The organism is Olivibacter jilunii (assembly GCF_900607235.1).
Classification (GTDB): Bacteria; Bacteroidota; Bacteroidia; order Sphingobacteriales; family Sphingobacteriaceae; genus Olivibacter; species Olivibacter oleidegradans.
In genome coordinates, this window is record NZ_LR027851.1 from 71,716 (window position 1) to 87,190 (window position 15,475).

Consider the following 15,475-nt stretch of genomic DNA (forward strand, 5'->3'; position numbering starts at 1 on the left):
TATTTTTCGATTTATAAGTATGCTAAAACAACAACCCTTCATTGCGCTCATTGCTTTTATTCTTACGATAGGGACCTCCTTTGGTCAGACTGTCCCTGCGCCAAGCAAATACGATTATGAAAAAGCCTTTGCCCCGATCTTTTATACCCAAAATGGAAACGAATATCGGTCAGCTAGCGGGAAACCTGGCGTAAAATATTGGCAGAATCGTGTTAATTATACAATAAAAGTTCGCTTGAATGAGGAACGCAAAGAGATAGAAGGCGTTGTATATTTAGATTATACCAATAACAGTCCGGATAGGCTTGACTTCCTGTGGTTACAATTGGATCAAAACCTTTTCTCGAAAAAGAGTCGCGGGGCACAGATCGTTCCGGTAGGAAAAAGCAGATACGGTTCACATGATACACCTTTTGACGGAGGCTATACGATTGAGGCTGTTAAAGGAGCCGATGGTAAGAGTATAGCTTATCAGGTCAATGATACAAGAATGCAAGTTTTCTTACCGGAAGCTTTGGACGCAACGGGAGGAAACACCAAGCTTGCCATCCATTATCGCTATACGATACCGGATTATGGCGCAGATAGAACCGGCATACTGCAAACTGCCCATGGGGATATTTTCGCCATTGCACAATGGTATCCCAGAATGGCTGTTTATGATGATGTGTTAGGCTGGAATGTACAGCCTTATACAGGTCCGGGCGAATTTTATTTAGAATACGGTGATTTCAATGTTGAAATTACGGCTCCTAGCAAACATATTGTCGTTTGTGGAGGAGAGCTGTTAAATCCCGATGAAGTCTATACCGAGGAGCAGCTAAAAAGATGGGAAAAAGCTAAAAAAAGCGATAAAACTGTTATGATCCGTTCCGGTGAAGAAGTGACAAACCCAACATCCAGGCCACAGGGCAAAAAAGAACTGACTTGGCGATTTAGACTTAATCGTAGCAGAGATATTGCTTGGGCTTCATCGAGCTCGTTTATTATTGATGCCGCAAAAATTAACTTACCTAACGGACAAACATCAATGGCCGTGTCTGCCTATCCGATGGAAAGTAATGGTAATAATGCTTGGGAACGATCAACAGAATATACGAAATCATCTATAGAATATTATTCAAGCAAATGGTATCCCTATCCTTATCCGATTGCCGTAAATGTTGCCTCGAACATAGGAGGGATGGAGTATCCGGGAATTGTTTTCTGTAGAAGCACCGCCAAAGCAAGCAGCCTGTGGGGCGTAACAGACCACGAATTTGGTCATATCTGGTTTCCTATGATTGTGGGAAGTAACGAGCGTCTGTATGCCTGGATGGATGAAGGATTCAATAGCTTTATCAATACCCTATCAAAAGAAGCGTTTAATAACGGTGAATACAGAACAGCGAAATACAATGGACATGATTTGGCGCGTGTTTATTTTAGCGATGACGTTGAACCTATTATGTCGTCTCCACAAAATATGAAGGAAAGTAATATAGGGACACTTGCCTACAGGAAGCCGCAGTTGGCATTAACAATTTTGCGCGAACATATATTGGGCGAGGAACGCTTCGATAGGGCTTTTAAAACTTATATTGACTATTGGGCCTATAAACACCCTACACCATTTGATTTCTTTAGAACCATCGAGAACGTGGCAGGCGAAAATTTAAGTTGGTTTTGGCGGTCATGGTTTCAGTATAATTGGAAATTGGATCAAGCGGTTGAAGGCGTGAAATATGTAGAAAACGATCCTGCCAAAGGTGCGATCATCACCGTTTCCAATCTCGAGGAAATGCCTATGCCGCTCATAGTTGAAATTGTATCAGCAAACGGTAACAAGCAGCGGATAAAGCTTCCGGTAGAAATTTGGGAAAGAAATCAGACATTCTCATTTAAAGTGGCTACAAATGAAAGGCTTAAATCGGTTGTTATTGATCCTGATAAAGTTTTTCCGGACATTAATCCTGCCAATAATAATTGGACCGATGTGCAATAAATGTTAAATTTTATGTTTTAGCTAACACTTTTCGCCAAAAACTGTTTAGTTTGTACCTGAAAATACCAGATTCATTGAATATATGATAAAGCCTTTTATATTATTTTCCTTGCTATTGGCTAGTGTTATTACCGTAAGTGCTCAGGATCGTTTTAGAGGGATTGTCTTGGAGTATAAGAGCAACGAGCTAATGCCGGAGGTTTCGGTGAAGAATTTAAATAAACATGATAGTACACGTAGTAATAGATCAGGGGAATTTTCTCTTCGAGCCGATAAGGATGATATTTTGGTGTTTTCTTACCCAGGTTACCGTACGGACAGTTTAGTAGTAACAGATTTTGCTTTAAAAAGAGTATACCTCACCTCCGTTAACGATCCTCGAATGTTGGATGAGGTCAATATTAACGCTTTGACTAATAGCCGGATTGCCGAAGAGAAAGAACGTTTGAGAAAAGAAGGGCAGTTTGCGAATACAGTTTCAGGAGGAAGTAGCGCAAATGGTACACAGCGTATGGGAGGAATTGGTTTTTCTCCCTCGCGCATATTTGGGAAGGGCGCTCGTAACGCCCGAAGACAATATAGAATGTTGGAAGTAGAAAGTAATAATCGGATTATAGATGCGCGATTTACAGAGGAGTTGATTACAAGCTTGACACCATTAAGAGGAGAAGATTTGAGCTTATTTATGGCAAAATATCGTCCGAAAGCGTCATTCATTCAGGAAGCGAATGACGAGACCCTCCGTCTATACATTATGGATTCTTATAATAAGTATAAAGATTTAAGCTCCGCGGCCAAGGAGAAAATTAAGCTGGATAATAAGGAACCCGAAAAGCGTGCTAAATAAGCTCTGTATTCCAAATAAGGACCATTTTATCATCGCTTACTGAGGCGAAGGTATGATCGTTGATCCAGGTTATATTATTTATCGATAAACGATGTGTTTCGTACCCTTTTTCCAAACTAATATTTTTCATTAAGGAATAATCCGTGGCGCGCCATATCTTAATGCTTTTATCGCGGCTCGCGGTAGTAAATAAGGGAAAGCTTGGGTGGTAAGCGATGCCATAAATGCTGAACATATGTGCCGTGATATTTCTATTTAATAAAAAATCTTTTGTCTCGAATACATTTAATTGTGCATCGCGTCCGCCGGTTAATAGAAAGTTGCCATCGGGAGAAAATGTGAGTGCAGTAATGGCGGCACTATGCTCATTGATTTCTTGAAATTGCAGATAGTCCCGGGCATGAAATAATCTTATTTTACTGTCTTTTGCACCGAACGCGATGGTATCTTCGGTGCGGTTAAGTGCAATGCAGCGGACCGTTTCTGCAGACACATTGAAATGATATAGCAACTTGAAATTCACAGTGTCCCAGACAGATACCGTACCATCTTCTGACGACACAATCAGCTCAGGTTTTGTAAGGAAGGCCTGTATCCCGAAAATCGGCTTTTCGTGATGTTGCAGTCTAGCCACCACCAAATGTTTTTCAACATCCACAATAGTCACCAAACCGCTTCTTTCGCCAATGGCTAGTAATTTGCCGGCAGGAAGGTAGTGCAGCGCATATACAGAGCTTTTTACAGGGAGGAGTATTCTTTTAAATTTACCTACATCGAGATCCCATTCCACCACACCTTTGTCATTGCCTGCCGTGAACAGCATAGAGGGAGTACTTCCCGTCTCAACGGCAAAGATCGGATTTTGATGCCCTGATAAAGTATATTTCTTATTAACCTCTATTCTGTTCATGACTATTTATGATGCCGTTTAGCTAAATTCTCAGCAATACGTACCAAGGGGATGTTTTTTTCTCTCAATAGAACAAGTAAATGAAAGATCAGGTCTGATGATTCGTTAATAAAATCCATGTCTGATTCTTTCAGTGCAGCTATAACGGTCTCTATAGCTTCTTCTCCCACTTTTTGCGCGATTTTATTAATGCCTTTGTCCCGCAGTTTGTTTACATAAGAACTTTCATTAGGATTGATAAAGCGATCATCAATAATTTTTTCTAATTGAAAAATGAAATTTTGATTAAAATCAGTTTTGAAGCAACTTCTAGATCCGGTATGACAGGTTGGGCCTTTTGGATTTACCTTAATTAGTAGGGTGTCGTTATCACAATCAACAGACGCTTCAACCAGCTCTAAGTAATTACCGCTTTCTTCTCCCTTTGTCCATAAGCGATTCTTAGTGCGTGAGAAGAAGGTGACACGTTGTTCTTTTTGCGTCTTTTCCCATGCCTCTTCATTCATGTAACCCAGCATAAGTACTTCTAATGTTTGATAATCCTGAATGACAGCGGGAACTAAGCCTGCTCCTTTATTAAAATCTAGCATTTTTAAAATAAATTACATTAACGGACTTCTATACCATGTGCTCTCAGTGTTCCCTTCAGGTCAGGTATACGAATTTCCCCATAGTGAAAAACGGAAGCTGCTAAAGCAGCATCTACCTGTGTTTCTAAGAAAACATCTACAAAATGTTGTTGATTGCCCGCTCCGCCGGAGGCAATAATAGGTATACTTAAGCTTTGATTAACAGTACGGAGTAACTTGCAATCAAAACCATTCTTTGTTCCGTCATGGTCCATGGATGTGAGTAATATTTCGCCGGCGCCTCTGCTTTCGGCCTCCTTTATCCACTCTTCTGTAAGGATATCCGTTTTTATCCGTCCACCATTGAGGTGAACATAATTTTTGCCGTCAACGTACTTCGTGTCAATAGCGACAACAACGAATTGAATACCAAATGCATCGGCCAGTTCGTCGATTAATCCTGGATTTCTAACAGCTGCAGAATTAATGGAAATTTTATCTGCACCGGAATTTAATAATATATCTGCATCGCCAATCTCATGTATGCCTCCGCCAATGGTAAAAGGAATATTCACATTTCTCGCAACGGCTTTGACCATATCAATCGTTGTCTTGCGTTTTTCGTGCGTGGCGGTTATATCCAGAAAAACCAATTCATCAGCATCTTGCTTGGAATATTGCCATGCCAGCTCAACTGGATCACCCGCATCGCGTAAATCGACAAAGTTAACTCCTTTAACGGTTCTCCCATCCTTTACATCCAAGCAAGGGATAATACGCTTAGCAACGCCCGTATTTAAAAATTGATCAGTGAGCGAAGGTTCCATTCTTTTATCTCTTCAATACTTATTCTATTTTCGTATATGGCTTTTCCAACAACACATGCTTCTATCCGAAGTTCGTCGAGGGCTTTGATATCATCCATGGAACTGATACCACCGGAGGCAATTAATTTGATGATAGGGGAGTGATCTAAAAGTTTTTTATACAAATCAATACCCGCTCCGCCAAGTTTTCCGTCCTTGTTGATGTCTGTGCAAAGGAACCTGAAGAAGCCCAAACCAAGGCATCTGTCTATATAATCGATTAACTTTAAAGGTGAACTTTCCATCCAGCCCGAATATTTAATGACCTCGTCTAGTACGTCTATAGCAACTACAATGTGATCGGAACATTTGATTCCATTACAGTAAAGGTGGCTAAGCTCATCTAAAAACTCCGGATTGGTGATGGCTTGCGTTCCAACGATGACGCGATGTATACCGGAGTCAATCAATTCCTTAACCTTATCGATGCTTCTGACCCCACCGCCGTACTGAACCTTCATGTCGGTTTTTTTGATAATGTCAAAAAGATACTGTTGATTGCTGAAATCGCCTTTTGCGCCATTGAGATCAATAATATGTACAAATTCGGTGCCGTTCGACTGATATTTTTCTATCATCTCCTCCAAACTGATATCATAGGTGGTAATATCATCGTATTTACCTTCTCGTAAACGAACTACCTTTTTATCCAATATATCGATTGCTGGAATAATATACATGACTTTTCTTGATTAGATTGCACAAAAATTTTTTAATAATTGTTCTCCTGCTTCTCCTGATTTTTCAGGGTGAAATTGGACTCCATAAAAATTGTTAAACTGTATAGCTGAAGAAAACTTAAGACCATACGTTGTATAAGCGAGTGTAAAAGTAGGATTATATTCGATAAAATAAGAGTGGACAAAATAAAAATATGCATCAGCCGGTATTCCTTTAAAAAGGTTATTATCATAACTTGAATTCACGCTATTCCATCCCATGTGAGGAACTTTATAGGGGATCTTATGAGCAAAATGCAGTGTGTCAATATCCATAATATGCAATAATTGAGCATTTCCTTCTTCCGAATGGCGCGTCAGTAATTGCATGCCGACGCAAATTCCCAACACCGGTTTTGTCAGAGCCTTTATCGAATTAACTAGTCCAGATGTTTGCAGTTTCTGCATGGCGGCTCCTGCATGGCCAACGCCGGGTATAATAATGTGACTATATCGATCCATATTATCTCCTGCATTAACCATACCATATTTTAAGCTCAGCCGATCGAGCGCGGCAGTCAACGAAAAAATGTTGCCCGCACCGTAGTTTATTATTCCAATCATGTTTAGCTATTCGCCTTTAGCACACAGCTATCAGCTCTAAAAAATTACCAATATTATTACTATCTACTCAAACCGCTACATTCATCCTACACCTTACACCCTAAACCTTTAAAGCACACCTTTCGTACTGGGAAGTTCCATTCGGTCGGGATCCCTTTTTACCGCCATTTTAATCGCTTTGGCAAAAGCCTTAAAAATTGCCTCGATTTTGTGATGCTCATTTTGTCCTTCTGCTTTAATGTTCAGATTACATTTAGCTGCATCTGAAAAGGATTTAAAAAAGTGGATAAACATTTCTGTAGGCATTTCACCTATTTTTTCGCGTTTAAATTCCGCCTCCCATACCAGCCAGTTCCTTCCCCCGAAATCCAAAGCTACTTGTGCCAGGCAATCATCCATCGGTAAACAAAAACCATATCGTTCGATGCCTCTTTTATCACCCAGTGCTTTCAATATCGTTTCTCCCAATGCCAAGGCAGTATCTTCGATTGTGTGATGCTCGTCGATGTGAAGATCGCCCTTTGTCTTTATCGTCAAGTCCATGCTACCGTGGCGAGCTAATTGATCAAGCATATGATCGAAAAATGGAAGACCTGTTTCGATTGCCGCTTGACCTTTCCCATCCAAGTTGACAGAGACGTAAATATCTGTTTCATTCGTTGTTCGTTGATGCACCGCCGCGCGATTGCCAACTTTCAAAAATTCATACACTTTTTTGAACTCGGTTGTTTCTAAGGCAATAACACCGGCATCAACGAGAAGGTTTTCATTTGCTCCAAGTGCGTCGTTATTTCGTAACCAGATAGCCTTTGCACCTAGATTCTGTGCAAGACGCACATCGTTAATCCGATCACCTATCACATAGGAGTTCGCTAAATCATACTTTTCGGTATCAAAATACTCTTTTAGCATACCGATGCCTGGTTTTCTGGTTTCCGCTTGTTCATGTGGAAAAGTACGATCGATGTGCTCTTTGCTAAAGTGCACGCCTTCACCGGCGAAAGTTTCCATAATGAAGCGGTGTACAGGCCAAAAATTGGCTTCAGGATGCGAATCGGTACCTAAACCGTCTTGATTAGTCACTAAAACTAATTCATAGTCCAATTCTTTGGCTATCCGGGGTAAGTATTGTAATGCCCCAGGATAAAATTTAAGTTTCTCAAAGGAATCTATCTGTTCATCTTCCGGTTCAATAATCAATGTTCCATCGCGGTCGATGAACAAAATTCGCTTTTTATTATTGCTACTAGCCATATTATCGATCATTCTTTACAATCTAGCCAAGCACGCCACCGTTGTGTTTACTTAGCTTTCTGTTTTATTATCCAAAAGTACTATTCTACTGACCATTAACCAACGGATACGTGCGAAGTGCATGTAAGAGTTGCTGGTTTTCTTCGGGAGTGCCTATAGTTATACGTAGGCATCCTTCGCATAATATGACCGACGATCGGTCGCGTACAATAATGCCTAGTTCAACAAGGTATTTGTAAATTTCCCGAGGGGTAGTCATTTTTACCAAGATGAAATTTGCCTCCGAAGGATAGATGTATTGTATAAGCGGGAGCGTTGAGAGGTCTTTAACTAATTTCTCTCTTTCTCTGACGGTAGTCTTTATCCATGTGTTGATTTCGTCTACATTTTCAAGAGCTTGTATTGCAAGTGTTTGAGACGCTTCGTTAATGTTGTATGGCGGCTTTATTTTGTTAAGCACATCAATGATATCGCGGGCCGCAAAAGCCATTCCTATTCTCAATCCCGCCAATCCCCAAGCCTTAGAAAGCGTTTGCAGCACTACCAGGTTATTATATTCTGTCAACTCTTGTATAAAAGATCGTTGTTTGGCGAAGTTTATATAGGCTTCATCTACCACTACTATACCGTTGAAGTTATTCAACAGCGTTTCTATATCTGCTCTATTGATCGAATTCCCGGTAGGATTGTTGGGCGAACAGATGAAAATAATTTTACTGTTTTCATCGATCGTCTCAGCTATGCTATTAAGGTCTAACTGGAATTCTGTCGTCAGCGGGACGCGCTTAATTAAAACATCATTGATATTGGCGGATACTTCATACATTCCATAGGTTGGCGGAACGATAATAATATTGTCTATACCCGGGCGACAAAAGGCCCTCAATAGAAGGTCAATTGCTTCGTCGCTTCCATTGCCAACAAAAATATGTTCCGTAGGAACACCTTTGATTTGGCGGACTTTTTCCTTTAAGTTTAATTGTAGTGGGTCCGGATATCGGTTGTAATTTACAGGTAAAGGTGAACCAAATGCATTTTCATTTGCATCTAATAAGATAGAAGCTTCTCCTTTAAATTCGTCACGAGCGGAAGAATAAGGTGTAAGCTTTCTAATATTGTCCCTTAACAGGTTTTGAATGTTGATGGTCATTTTTAAAGTAAAAAGTAAAATGTAAAAAGCTTGCCACCCGTAGGGGTGGTAAAAAAATGCTACTCAGCTTTATGCCTTAATCTAACGCTTACAGCGTTTTTATGTGCGTGTAACCCTTCAAGTTCTGCCAATATTTCAACGGTAGGACCTAATTGGTTTATTCCAATTGGCGTAATGTGTTGAAAAGTTATTTTTTTAATAAAAGAATCTACTGACACACCGGAATAAGCCTTTGCATAAGCACTTGTCGGTAACGTGTGATTCGTTCCTGAAGCATAATCTCCCACGCTTTCAGGTGTTAAGTGCCCTAAGAAAACCGATCCGGCATTGATTATTTTGTTTATAATAGATTGCCAGTCATCGAGCGCAAGAATTAAGTGCTCCGGGGCATAGGCATTGCTGAACGACATCGCTTGTGTTAAATCACTGCAAAGCACGGCATAGGAATGAGCGATGGCCGCTTTAGCTATTTCAACTCTTGGGAGCGCTTCTACCTGTTTAGCTAGCTCTTGATTAACTTGTTCTATAAGGGATTCACTATCACTAACCAAGATAGCTTGACTATCTTTTCCATGTTCAGCCTGTGCAAGCAGATCGGCTGCTACATAAATAGGATTGCTCGTCTTATCAGCTATAATGAGTACTTCCGAGGGGCCGGCAGGCATGTCGATCGCCGTATTCGTGGTAGCTTGTACAATGGTTTTAGCCTTTGTTACAAATTGGTTGCCCGGACCGAAAATCTTGTCAACTTTCGGAATGGTTGCAGTGCCATATGCCATTGCGGCGATCGCTTGGGCACCGCCGACCAGATAAATCCGTTTAATTTTTAATAAATATGCACAATAAGCAATATAGCCATTTATAAGTCCACTGGCTTGTGGGGGGCAACATACGACAATTTCTTTGCATCCCGCTATTCGAGCAGGGACACCAAGCATAAGAAAAGTACTTGGAAGTACAGCCGACCCACCGGGAACGTAAAGTCCTACACGCTCAATGGGGCGCGCCTCCCTCCAACACGTGACGCCTTGCATCGTGTCGATCTTCTTTTCCTTACGTAATTGATTTTGATGAAATTTGTAAATGTTGTTAAAAGCGATTTCCAACGCCCTTTGCTGGTCTCTACCAATGCTGGTTGCTAGTAACTGAATATCGTCCTCTTCAATATACAAACGATCCAGTTTAACTTTGTCGAACCGTTCCGTAAAGTCAAACAGTGCGGCATCGCCCTTCTGTCGGACATTTTGGATAATATTGTCAACCGTTTCCTGAATGGTATGAGCCGGATCTGTATTGCGAATAATCAGCTGGCTTAACGCATCAGGGGAAAGCTCCTTATAGTTATATGTGTTTAACATGCTTTACTTGTATTAGGATAAAGTATCAAGACGAAAGTATCGGGACAGGTAGACGTTATTTTTCTTCACCTTCTTATACGGTTGTCTTGCATCTTGCTACATACGTCTTGCTACCAATATCTTGGGTCCAATTACATAATAATCTTTTCAATGGGCATGACAACAATTCCCTGAGCACCGGCGGCTTTGAGTTTATTTATTTTTTCCCAAAAGTCACGCTCTTGTATGGCCGTATGGACGGCTACCCAACCTTCCTCGGCAAGAGGCACCACTGTTGGACTTTTTACGCCGGGGAGCAGGTCTACTATTATTTGAAGATTTTCTCTTTTCACATTAAGTACAACGTATTTAGTTTCCTTTGCCTTCAAAACGGATTGAATTCGCTGCATTAGCTCTTTCACAGCTTCTTCTTCTTCGATTCCGTTTTTGCCGATTAGGATGGCCTCCGATGACATAACGTCAGCAAAAGGTTTTAAGCCATTACTTTTTAAGGTGCCTCCTGTGGAAACGATATCGCATATAGCATCACTTAATCCTAATCCCGGCGAAATTTCAACTGATCCGGATATGGTGCGAATCGTTGCATTAATTTGATTGTCAGAAAGGTATTTTTTTAGGATGTTGGGGTAAGAAGTGGCGATGGCTCGCCCCTCTAAATCATTTATTTGTACTAATTCGCTTTCATTTGGTATGGCAATCTTCAAAGTACATTTTCCAAAACCAAGGCGTTGCAAAAAATGTACGTTGACTCCAGTTTCACTAATCACATTTTCACCGACAATACCTAAATCGGCGATCCCATCTTGAACGTACTCCGGTATATCATCATCCCGTAAGAAAAGAATTTCCAGTGGAAAATTGGATACGGAGGATATGAGTGAGCTTTTATAATTTTCGAAAGTTAGGCCACAGTTTTTTAATAACTCTACAGATTTTTCGTTTAATCTACCCGACTTTTGGATAGCTATTTTTAAGGATGACATGGATAGTATAATATTTTATTACATGTATCAAAGCACATGCAGATGAATATAAAAAAGTAAATGAATCGGGGTTTAACTGCTTCACGTAGAAACATACTTATTACATATCGCCACAAGGGCGATGATGGAAATGTACGTGATGTGTGAAGACTTTTAACATTTTCTTATTCTGAACTTCTTTGTTAAGAAGAATGTTGCAAATATAGGATTCAATTTTGTTTTTGCAAATAAAAGGTGAATTTTATTAGCAAAAATTCATGTGTAACAAAAACGATAGTACTTCACTTTTTAGGTTTTTTACTTATCTTCACATTAAATATGGGATGAATGCCTCATGTTATGAGACATTGACCTTGCCTATTAGTTTGGTCCCATAGCCTATTATAAGCAAATGAAAAGAAAATTAACTTTTCTGGAAGGAACTTTATATGCTGGCGGTGCCATTGCCAATAATGTCGTTACGACGGTTACGATTCGTGGAAGCTTTAGTAAGGCATGTTTACAGGCGGCTCTCGATAAAGTACAACGGAGACATCCTCTTTTAAATGTTCACATTGAGCAAGATGTTAGCAGTGCGCCCTATTTTGTCCAAGCTACAATAAAAAAAGATATTCAAGTCCGAGTTATTGACCGTCTTACCGACGACGATTGGAAAAGCGAATTCGTGCGGGAATGTCTCGCCCCCTTCGATGCCACTGATAGCTTACTTTTGCGTGTTGTGTGGATTAGAGGCGAGAATCTTTCAGACTTAATGTTTGTTGGCCATCATTGTATTTGTGATGGCAGATCCGTGCTGAATTTAATGAATGAGACCCTCTGTGTATTAGGGAATCCTGCAATGGATATTGGTAGCTATGACCAATTTTCGTCTGTGCTCGATTTTATCCCGGAGCATGTAAAACGTAATAAGGGTAACAGGTTTATCGCCAAATGCCTTCCAATGATAGTAAAAACGGCATTACGCTTTGCCGCCTTTAAGAAAGAAATCAATCGATGTAACCCCTATTTTATTCATTGGAATTTAAGCAAAGAAGAATCAAAAGCGATTCTTGAACAATGCAAGTTTAAAGGACTTTCTATCCACACCTTTTTGAGCGCCGTATTTTTGACAGCTTATGGTGATGTTGATGGCAGCAGGCGATGTGTAAAACTCTTTTGTTCGATCGATATGAGAAGATTTATTAAGGAAGTAAAAAATGACATGCTCTTTGCTTTTCCTGCAATGGTTCCCCTACATCTGAAAAAAAGTTCCGCTCGCAACATTTGGCAACAAGCGGAGATGTTAAAGGTTGCATTAGCAAAACGTATGGAAAAGTTAACGGTTTATGATACGTTGGTTTTTAGTGAAGGGCTCACGCCGTTAATACCGCAAATAACCAACTATGCAAAGAAAGACAAAGGGACGCACGCCTTTACTTTTTCAAATATGGGACGTGTTCAATTGGAGGAGCACTACGGCGCACTTGCCATTGAAAACTTGTACGCGCCAGCTAGTCTCTTTGCTTTGGGTAATCCTTCTACCTTATCCATTACCAGCTTTAAGGGACAGATCGATTTTATGTTTACATCAGACGAAAACTTCCTGTCTTATCCTGTGGCACGAGCCTTTCAAACGCGCGCGCTTGAAATTATTCGGACTTCTCTTTCGACCAAGTGAATGTAAAAAAAGCGGTAAAAAAAGACATCAATTCTTAGGGCAGATCGTCGTAGATATCCAGTATAAATGAAACAATTATAAATCGTTTTCAGACTATTGCATTCATACCGCAAATACTGTACATTGGCTATATAAATTTGAAATTGACGGAATATGGCTGAGACAATTAATAAAGATGCAATTGAACCGATTCAGGAAGAGACGTTAGAATCCGGTATACAACATGTTAATAACCCGGTACTGGATTTGCCGCAGATTGTGAAAAAGTATCTTCAAAAGATCACAGGATATGTACAAAGAGGTAATAGTTACGTGTTTACAGATGGTTCTGCCGCTGTAGAAGTAAAGGTGGTAAGTGATGAAATCATACGGATTAGGCTAGCACCCCATAGCCAATTTTTAGACGATTTTTCTTATGCAGTTCCAAATCCTGATCAACATGTAGCGCTTTACGCATTTCAGGAAGAAGAGGATACTTATAGCGTAAGTACTAATACTGTGACTTGCGTCATCAATAAAAAGGATTTCTTGATATCTTTTCAGGACCGTGAAGGACAGGTTATCAATCGGGATCACACGCCGATGCATTGGGAAGAAAATCCGGATTTTGGGGGGTATTATGTTTATTGTACCAAAGTTGCGGAAGAGCAAGAAGCTTTTTATGGTGTAGGCGATAAACCCACGCACCTAAATTTGCGTGGTAAAAGATTGACCAATTGGAATTCAGACACCTATTCATTTTCCTTTGATCAAGATCCCTTGTATCGAAGTATCCCTTTTTATATTGGATTGAACAAAGGGGAGGCTTATGGAATTTTCTTTGACAATACGTTCAAAACCTATTTTGATTTTGCTGCTGAAAAACATGACCAAACCAGCTTTTGGTCGGAGGGAGGTGAGCTACAATACTATTACATTCATGGCCCCCATATGATGGACGTCGTGAAGCGCTATCATAGTATTACAGGTACTCATTATTTACCTCCCTTGTGGGCTTTGGGATTTCACCAATGCCGATGGAGCTATTATCCGGAAAGCAAAGTACACGAAATAGCGGCAGGTTTTCGATCCAGAAATATTCCCTGCGATGCCATATATCTCGATATCGATTACATGGATGGTTATCGCTGCTTTACTTGGAATAAACATTATTTCCCAAATCCAAAAAAGATGATCAAAACCTTGGCAGATCAGGGATTTAAAACGGTTGTTATTATAGACCCGGGTATTAAAGTGGATGATAATTATTGGGTATTTAAAGAAGGCAAAGAAAACAAATATTTCTGTAGAAGAGGTGATGATTATTTTATGGAAGGTCATGTATGGCCCGGACGATGTCAGTTTCCTGATTTTACCAATCCCGAAACACGTGAATGGTGGGGCGGTTTATTCAAGGGGTTGGTTGATGTCGGGGTAGCCGGCGTATGGAACGATATGAATGAACCGGCTGTATTTGGTCGTGGTACATTCCCGAACGATGTGAGACATAACTACGACGGCTACCGGGGCTCTCATCGCAAAGCGCATAATGTATATGGAATGCAGATGGTACGAGCCACCTATGAAGGGCTTAAGAAATTGAATCATGGTAAGCGACCATTCACTATAACCCGAGCGGCCTATGCCGGAACTCAACGATATTCTTCCGTCTGGACGGGCGACAATGTGGCTACTTGGGAACATCTTCGCTTGGGTGTTCTGCAGCTCCAACGGCTTTCGGTATCGGGTATGTCTTTTTGTGGAACAGATATCGGTGGATTTAGCGGTGAACCTGATGGCGAATTGTTTACTAGGTGGATCCAATTTGGGGTGTTCTCACCTTTTATGAGAGCACATTCGGCCGGCGATACAAGAGAGCGGGAACCTTGGAGTTTTGGTGCGGAACTAGAAGCAATCAACAAAAAGTTCATCGAGCTTCGCTATAAGTTTCTACCTTACATTTATTCGGTTTTTTGGGAACATGCGCAGTATGGCTTTCCGATTCTGAGACCGATCTCTATGCTAGAGCAGGCAATAGAATCGAATATCCCAAGAGAGGAGGAGTTTTCTTTTGGTGATAAGGTGTTGGTTTCTCCTGTAGTCAATCCTGGACAAGTGAGCAAAAAAGTTTATCTACCTGCAGGTTACTGGTATCACTATTGGTCTGATACGGTGTTAAAAGGGGGGGAAGAACACGATATAGCAACGCCGTTAGATGAAATGCCTTTATTTATCAAAGCAGGAGCCGTAATTCCCGAGTATCCTGTTATGCAATACGTGGACCTTCGGCAGGTTGATAGTTTAAAGCTAAGAGTTTATTACGCGGACATAGAAGTGAATTCTTTCCTTTATGAAGATCATGGCGATACGTTTGCCTACGAACAGGAGATTTACCTTGAGAAAAAAATTGTACTAAAAGGCGAAAAAAATAGCTTAACCTTAAACCAAACGATCGATGGATTGTTTACAGAGAGATATGAAACTTATAAACTGAGTTTTATAGGTTTACCATTTGAAATAAATAGAATATTGGTTGATAATCGAATTACTGAATGGAAAGAAGAAGAAGGGGTTCCTACTATTCAGGTTGATAAAGATTTCCGGAATATTGTTGTCGAATAAAGAGTCAGAAGGG

13 protein-coding genes are annotated in these 15,475 nt (G+C 40.5%); 4 read left to right on the forward strand and 9 right to left on the reverse strand.

Annotation, left to right across the window (positions count from 1 at the left end; translation table 11 throughout):
* The first annotated feature begins 19 nt into the window (after positions 1 to 19).
* On the forward strand, positions 20 to 1,984 hold the full coding sequence (locus E0E36_RS14185; protein ID WP_130856491.1) for a M1 family metallopeptidase: 1,965 nt from the start codon (positions 20 to 22) through the stop codon (positions 1,982 to 1,984).
* A gap of 82 nt (positions 1,985 to 2,066) precedes the next feature.
* Complete coding sequence (locus tag E0E36_RS14190) at positions 2,067 to 2,831, forward strand: hypothetical protein (RefSeq protein WP_130856492.1); 765 nt, start codon at positions 2,067 to 2,069, stop codon at positions 2,829 to 2,831.
* On the opposite strand, the gene E0E36_RS14195 is transcribed toward E0E36_RS14190, so the two are convergent.
* From E0E36_RS14195 to hisG, 9 genes are all read right to left on the reverse strand, one after another.
* A complete protein-coding gene (locus E0E36_RS14195) occupies positions 2,824 to 3,741 on the reverse strand; it encodes a WD40 repeat domain-containing protein (protein ID WP_130856493.1) in 918 nt (305 codons plus the stop codon). The genes E0E36_RS14190 and E0E36_RS14195 overlap by 8 nt on opposite strands.
* Positions 3,742 to 3,743: 2 nt before the next feature.
* Positions 3,744 to 4,331 carry a bifunctional phosphoribosyl-AMP cyclohydrolase/phosphoribosyl-ATP diphosphatase HisIE gene (gene hisIE, locus E0E36_RS14200; RefSeq protein WP_130856494.1) on the reverse strand — a complete coding sequence of 196 codons (588 nt, stop codon included), beginning with the start codon at positions 4,329 to 4,331 and terminating at the stop codon, positions 3,744 to 3,746.
* Positions 4,332 to 4,348: 17 nt separating this feature from the next.
* Positions 4,349 to 5,137 carry an imidazole glycerol phosphate synthase subunit HisF gene (hisF, locus tag E0E36_RS14205; protein ID WP_013668334.1) on the reverse strand — a complete coding sequence of 263 codons (789 nt, stop codon included), beginning with the start codon at positions 5,135 to 5,137 and terminating at the stop codon, positions 4,349 to 4,351.
* A complete protein-coding gene (locus E0E36_RS14210) occupies positions 5,107 to 5,856 on the reverse strand; it encodes a 1-(5-phosphoribosyl)-5-[(5-phosphoribosylamino)methylideneamino]imidazole-4-carboxamide isomerase (protein WP_130856495.1) in 750 nt (249 codons plus the stop codon). The genes hisF and E0E36_RS14210 overlap by 31 nt, the downstream gene beginning before the upstream one ends.
* A gap of 12 nt (positions 5,857 to 5,868) precedes the next feature.
* Complete coding sequence (hisH, locus tag E0E36_RS14215) at positions 5,869 to 6,459, reverse strand: imidazole glycerol phosphate synthase subunit HisH (protein WP_130856496.1); 591 nt, start codon at positions 6,457 to 6,459, stop codon at positions 5,869 to 5,871.
* Positions 6,460 to 6,567: 108 nt separating this feature from the next.
* Positions 6,568 to 7,725, reverse strand: coding sequence for a bifunctional histidinol-phosphatase/imidazoleglycerol-phosphate dehydratase HisB (gene hisB, locus E0E36_RS14220; protein ID WP_242627218.1), 1,158 nt, complete (start codon positions 7,723 to 7,725; stop codon positions 6,568 to 6,570).
* 73 nt (positions 7,726 to 7,798) lie between these two features.
* Positions 7,799 to 8,863 (reverse strand): histidinol-phosphate transaminase, encoded by a 1,065-nt coding sequence (gene hisC / locus E0E36_RS14225; protein ID WP_013668330.1) that lies wholly within the window; start codon positions 8,861 to 8,863, stop codon positions 7,799 to 7,801.
* A 59-nt stretch (positions 8,864 to 8,922) separates the two neighbouring features.
* Complete coding sequence (hisD, locus tag E0E36_RS14230) at positions 8,923 to 10,221, reverse strand: histidinol dehydrogenase (protein WP_013668329.1); 1,299 nt, start codon at positions 10,219 to 10,221, stop codon at positions 8,923 to 8,925.
* A 131-nt stretch (positions 10,222 to 10,352) separates the two neighbouring features.
* Entirely contained in the window at positions 10,353 to 11,204 is an 852-nt protein-coding gene (gene hisG / locus E0E36_RS14235; RefSeq protein ID WP_130856497.1) for an ATP phosphoribosyltransferase, read from the reverse strand.
* A 391-nt stretch (positions 11,205 to 11,595) separates the two neighbouring features.
* Between hisG and E0E36_RS14240 the strand changes: the two genes are divergently transcribed.
* Both E0E36_RS14240 and E0E36_RS14245 read left to right on the forward strand, forming a co-directional pair.
* On the forward strand, positions 11,596 to 12,861 hold the full coding sequence (locus E0E36_RS14240; protein WP_130856498.1) for a condensation domain-containing protein: 1,266 nt from the start codon (positions 11,596 to 11,598) through the stop codon (positions 12,859 to 12,861).
* A 153-nt stretch (positions 12,862 to 13,014) separates the two neighbouring features.
* The gene (locus E0E36_RS14245) at positions 13,015 to 15,462 is read left to right on the forward strand and encodes a glycoside hydrolase family 31 protein (RefSeq protein ID WP_013668326.1); all 2,448 of its coding nucleotides are present in this window, start codon (positions 13,015 to 13,017) and stop codon (positions 15,460 to 15,462) included.
* The last annotated feature ends 13 nt before the right edge of the window (positions 15,463 to 15,475 follow it).

Bases quoted from the DNA above. Each gene is read 5' to 3' on its own strand.
- E0E36_RS14185 (WP_130856491.1), top strand. From the start codon at position 20: ATGCTAAAACAACAACCCTTCATTGCGCTCATTGCTTTTATTCTTACG.
- E0E36_RS14190 (WP_130856492.1), top strand. From the start codon at position 2,067: ATGATAAAGCCTTTTATATTATTTTCCTTGCTATTGGCTAGTGTTATT.
- E0E36_RS14195 (WP_130856493.1), bottom strand. From the start codon at position 3,741: ATGAACAGAATAGAGGTTAATAAGAAATATACTTTATCAGGGCATCAA.
- hisIE (WP_130856494.1), bottom strand. From the start codon at position 4,331: ATGCTAGATTTTAATAAAGGAGCAGGCTTAGTTCCCGCTGTCATTCAG.
- hisF (WP_013668334.1), bottom strand. From the start codon at position 5,137: ATGGAACCTTCGCTCACTGATCAATTTTTAAATACGGGCGTTGCTAAG.
- E0E36_RS14210 (WP_130856495.1), bottom strand. From the start codon at position 5,856: ATGTATATTATTCCAGCAATCGATATATTGGATAAAAAGGTAGTTCGT.
- hisH (WP_130856496.1), bottom strand. From the start codon at position 6,459: ATGATTGGAATAATAAACTACGGTGCGGGCAACATTTTTTCGTTGACT.
- hisB (WP_242627218.1), bottom strand. From the start codon at position 7,725: ATGATCGATAATATGGCTAGTAGCAATAATAAAAAGCGAATTTTGTTC.
- hisC (WP_013668330.1), bottom strand. From the start codon at position 8,863: ATGACCATCAACATTCAAAACCTGTTAAGGGACAATATTAGAAAGCTT.
- hisD (WP_013668329.1), bottom strand. From the start codon at position 10,221: ATGTTAAACACATATAACTATAAGGAGCTTTCCCCTGATGCGTTAAGC.
- hisG (WP_130856497.1), bottom strand. From the start codon at position 11,204: ATGTCATCCTTAAAAATAGCTATCCAAAAGTCGGGTAGATTAAACGAA.
- E0E36_RS14240 (WP_130856498.1), top strand. From the start codon at position 11,596: ATGAAAAGAAAATTAACTTTTCTGGAAGGAACTTTATATGCTGGCGGT.
- E0E36_RS14245 (WP_013668326.1), top strand. From the start codon at position 13,015: ATGGCTGAGACAATTAATAAAGATGCAATTGAACCGATTCAGGAAGAG.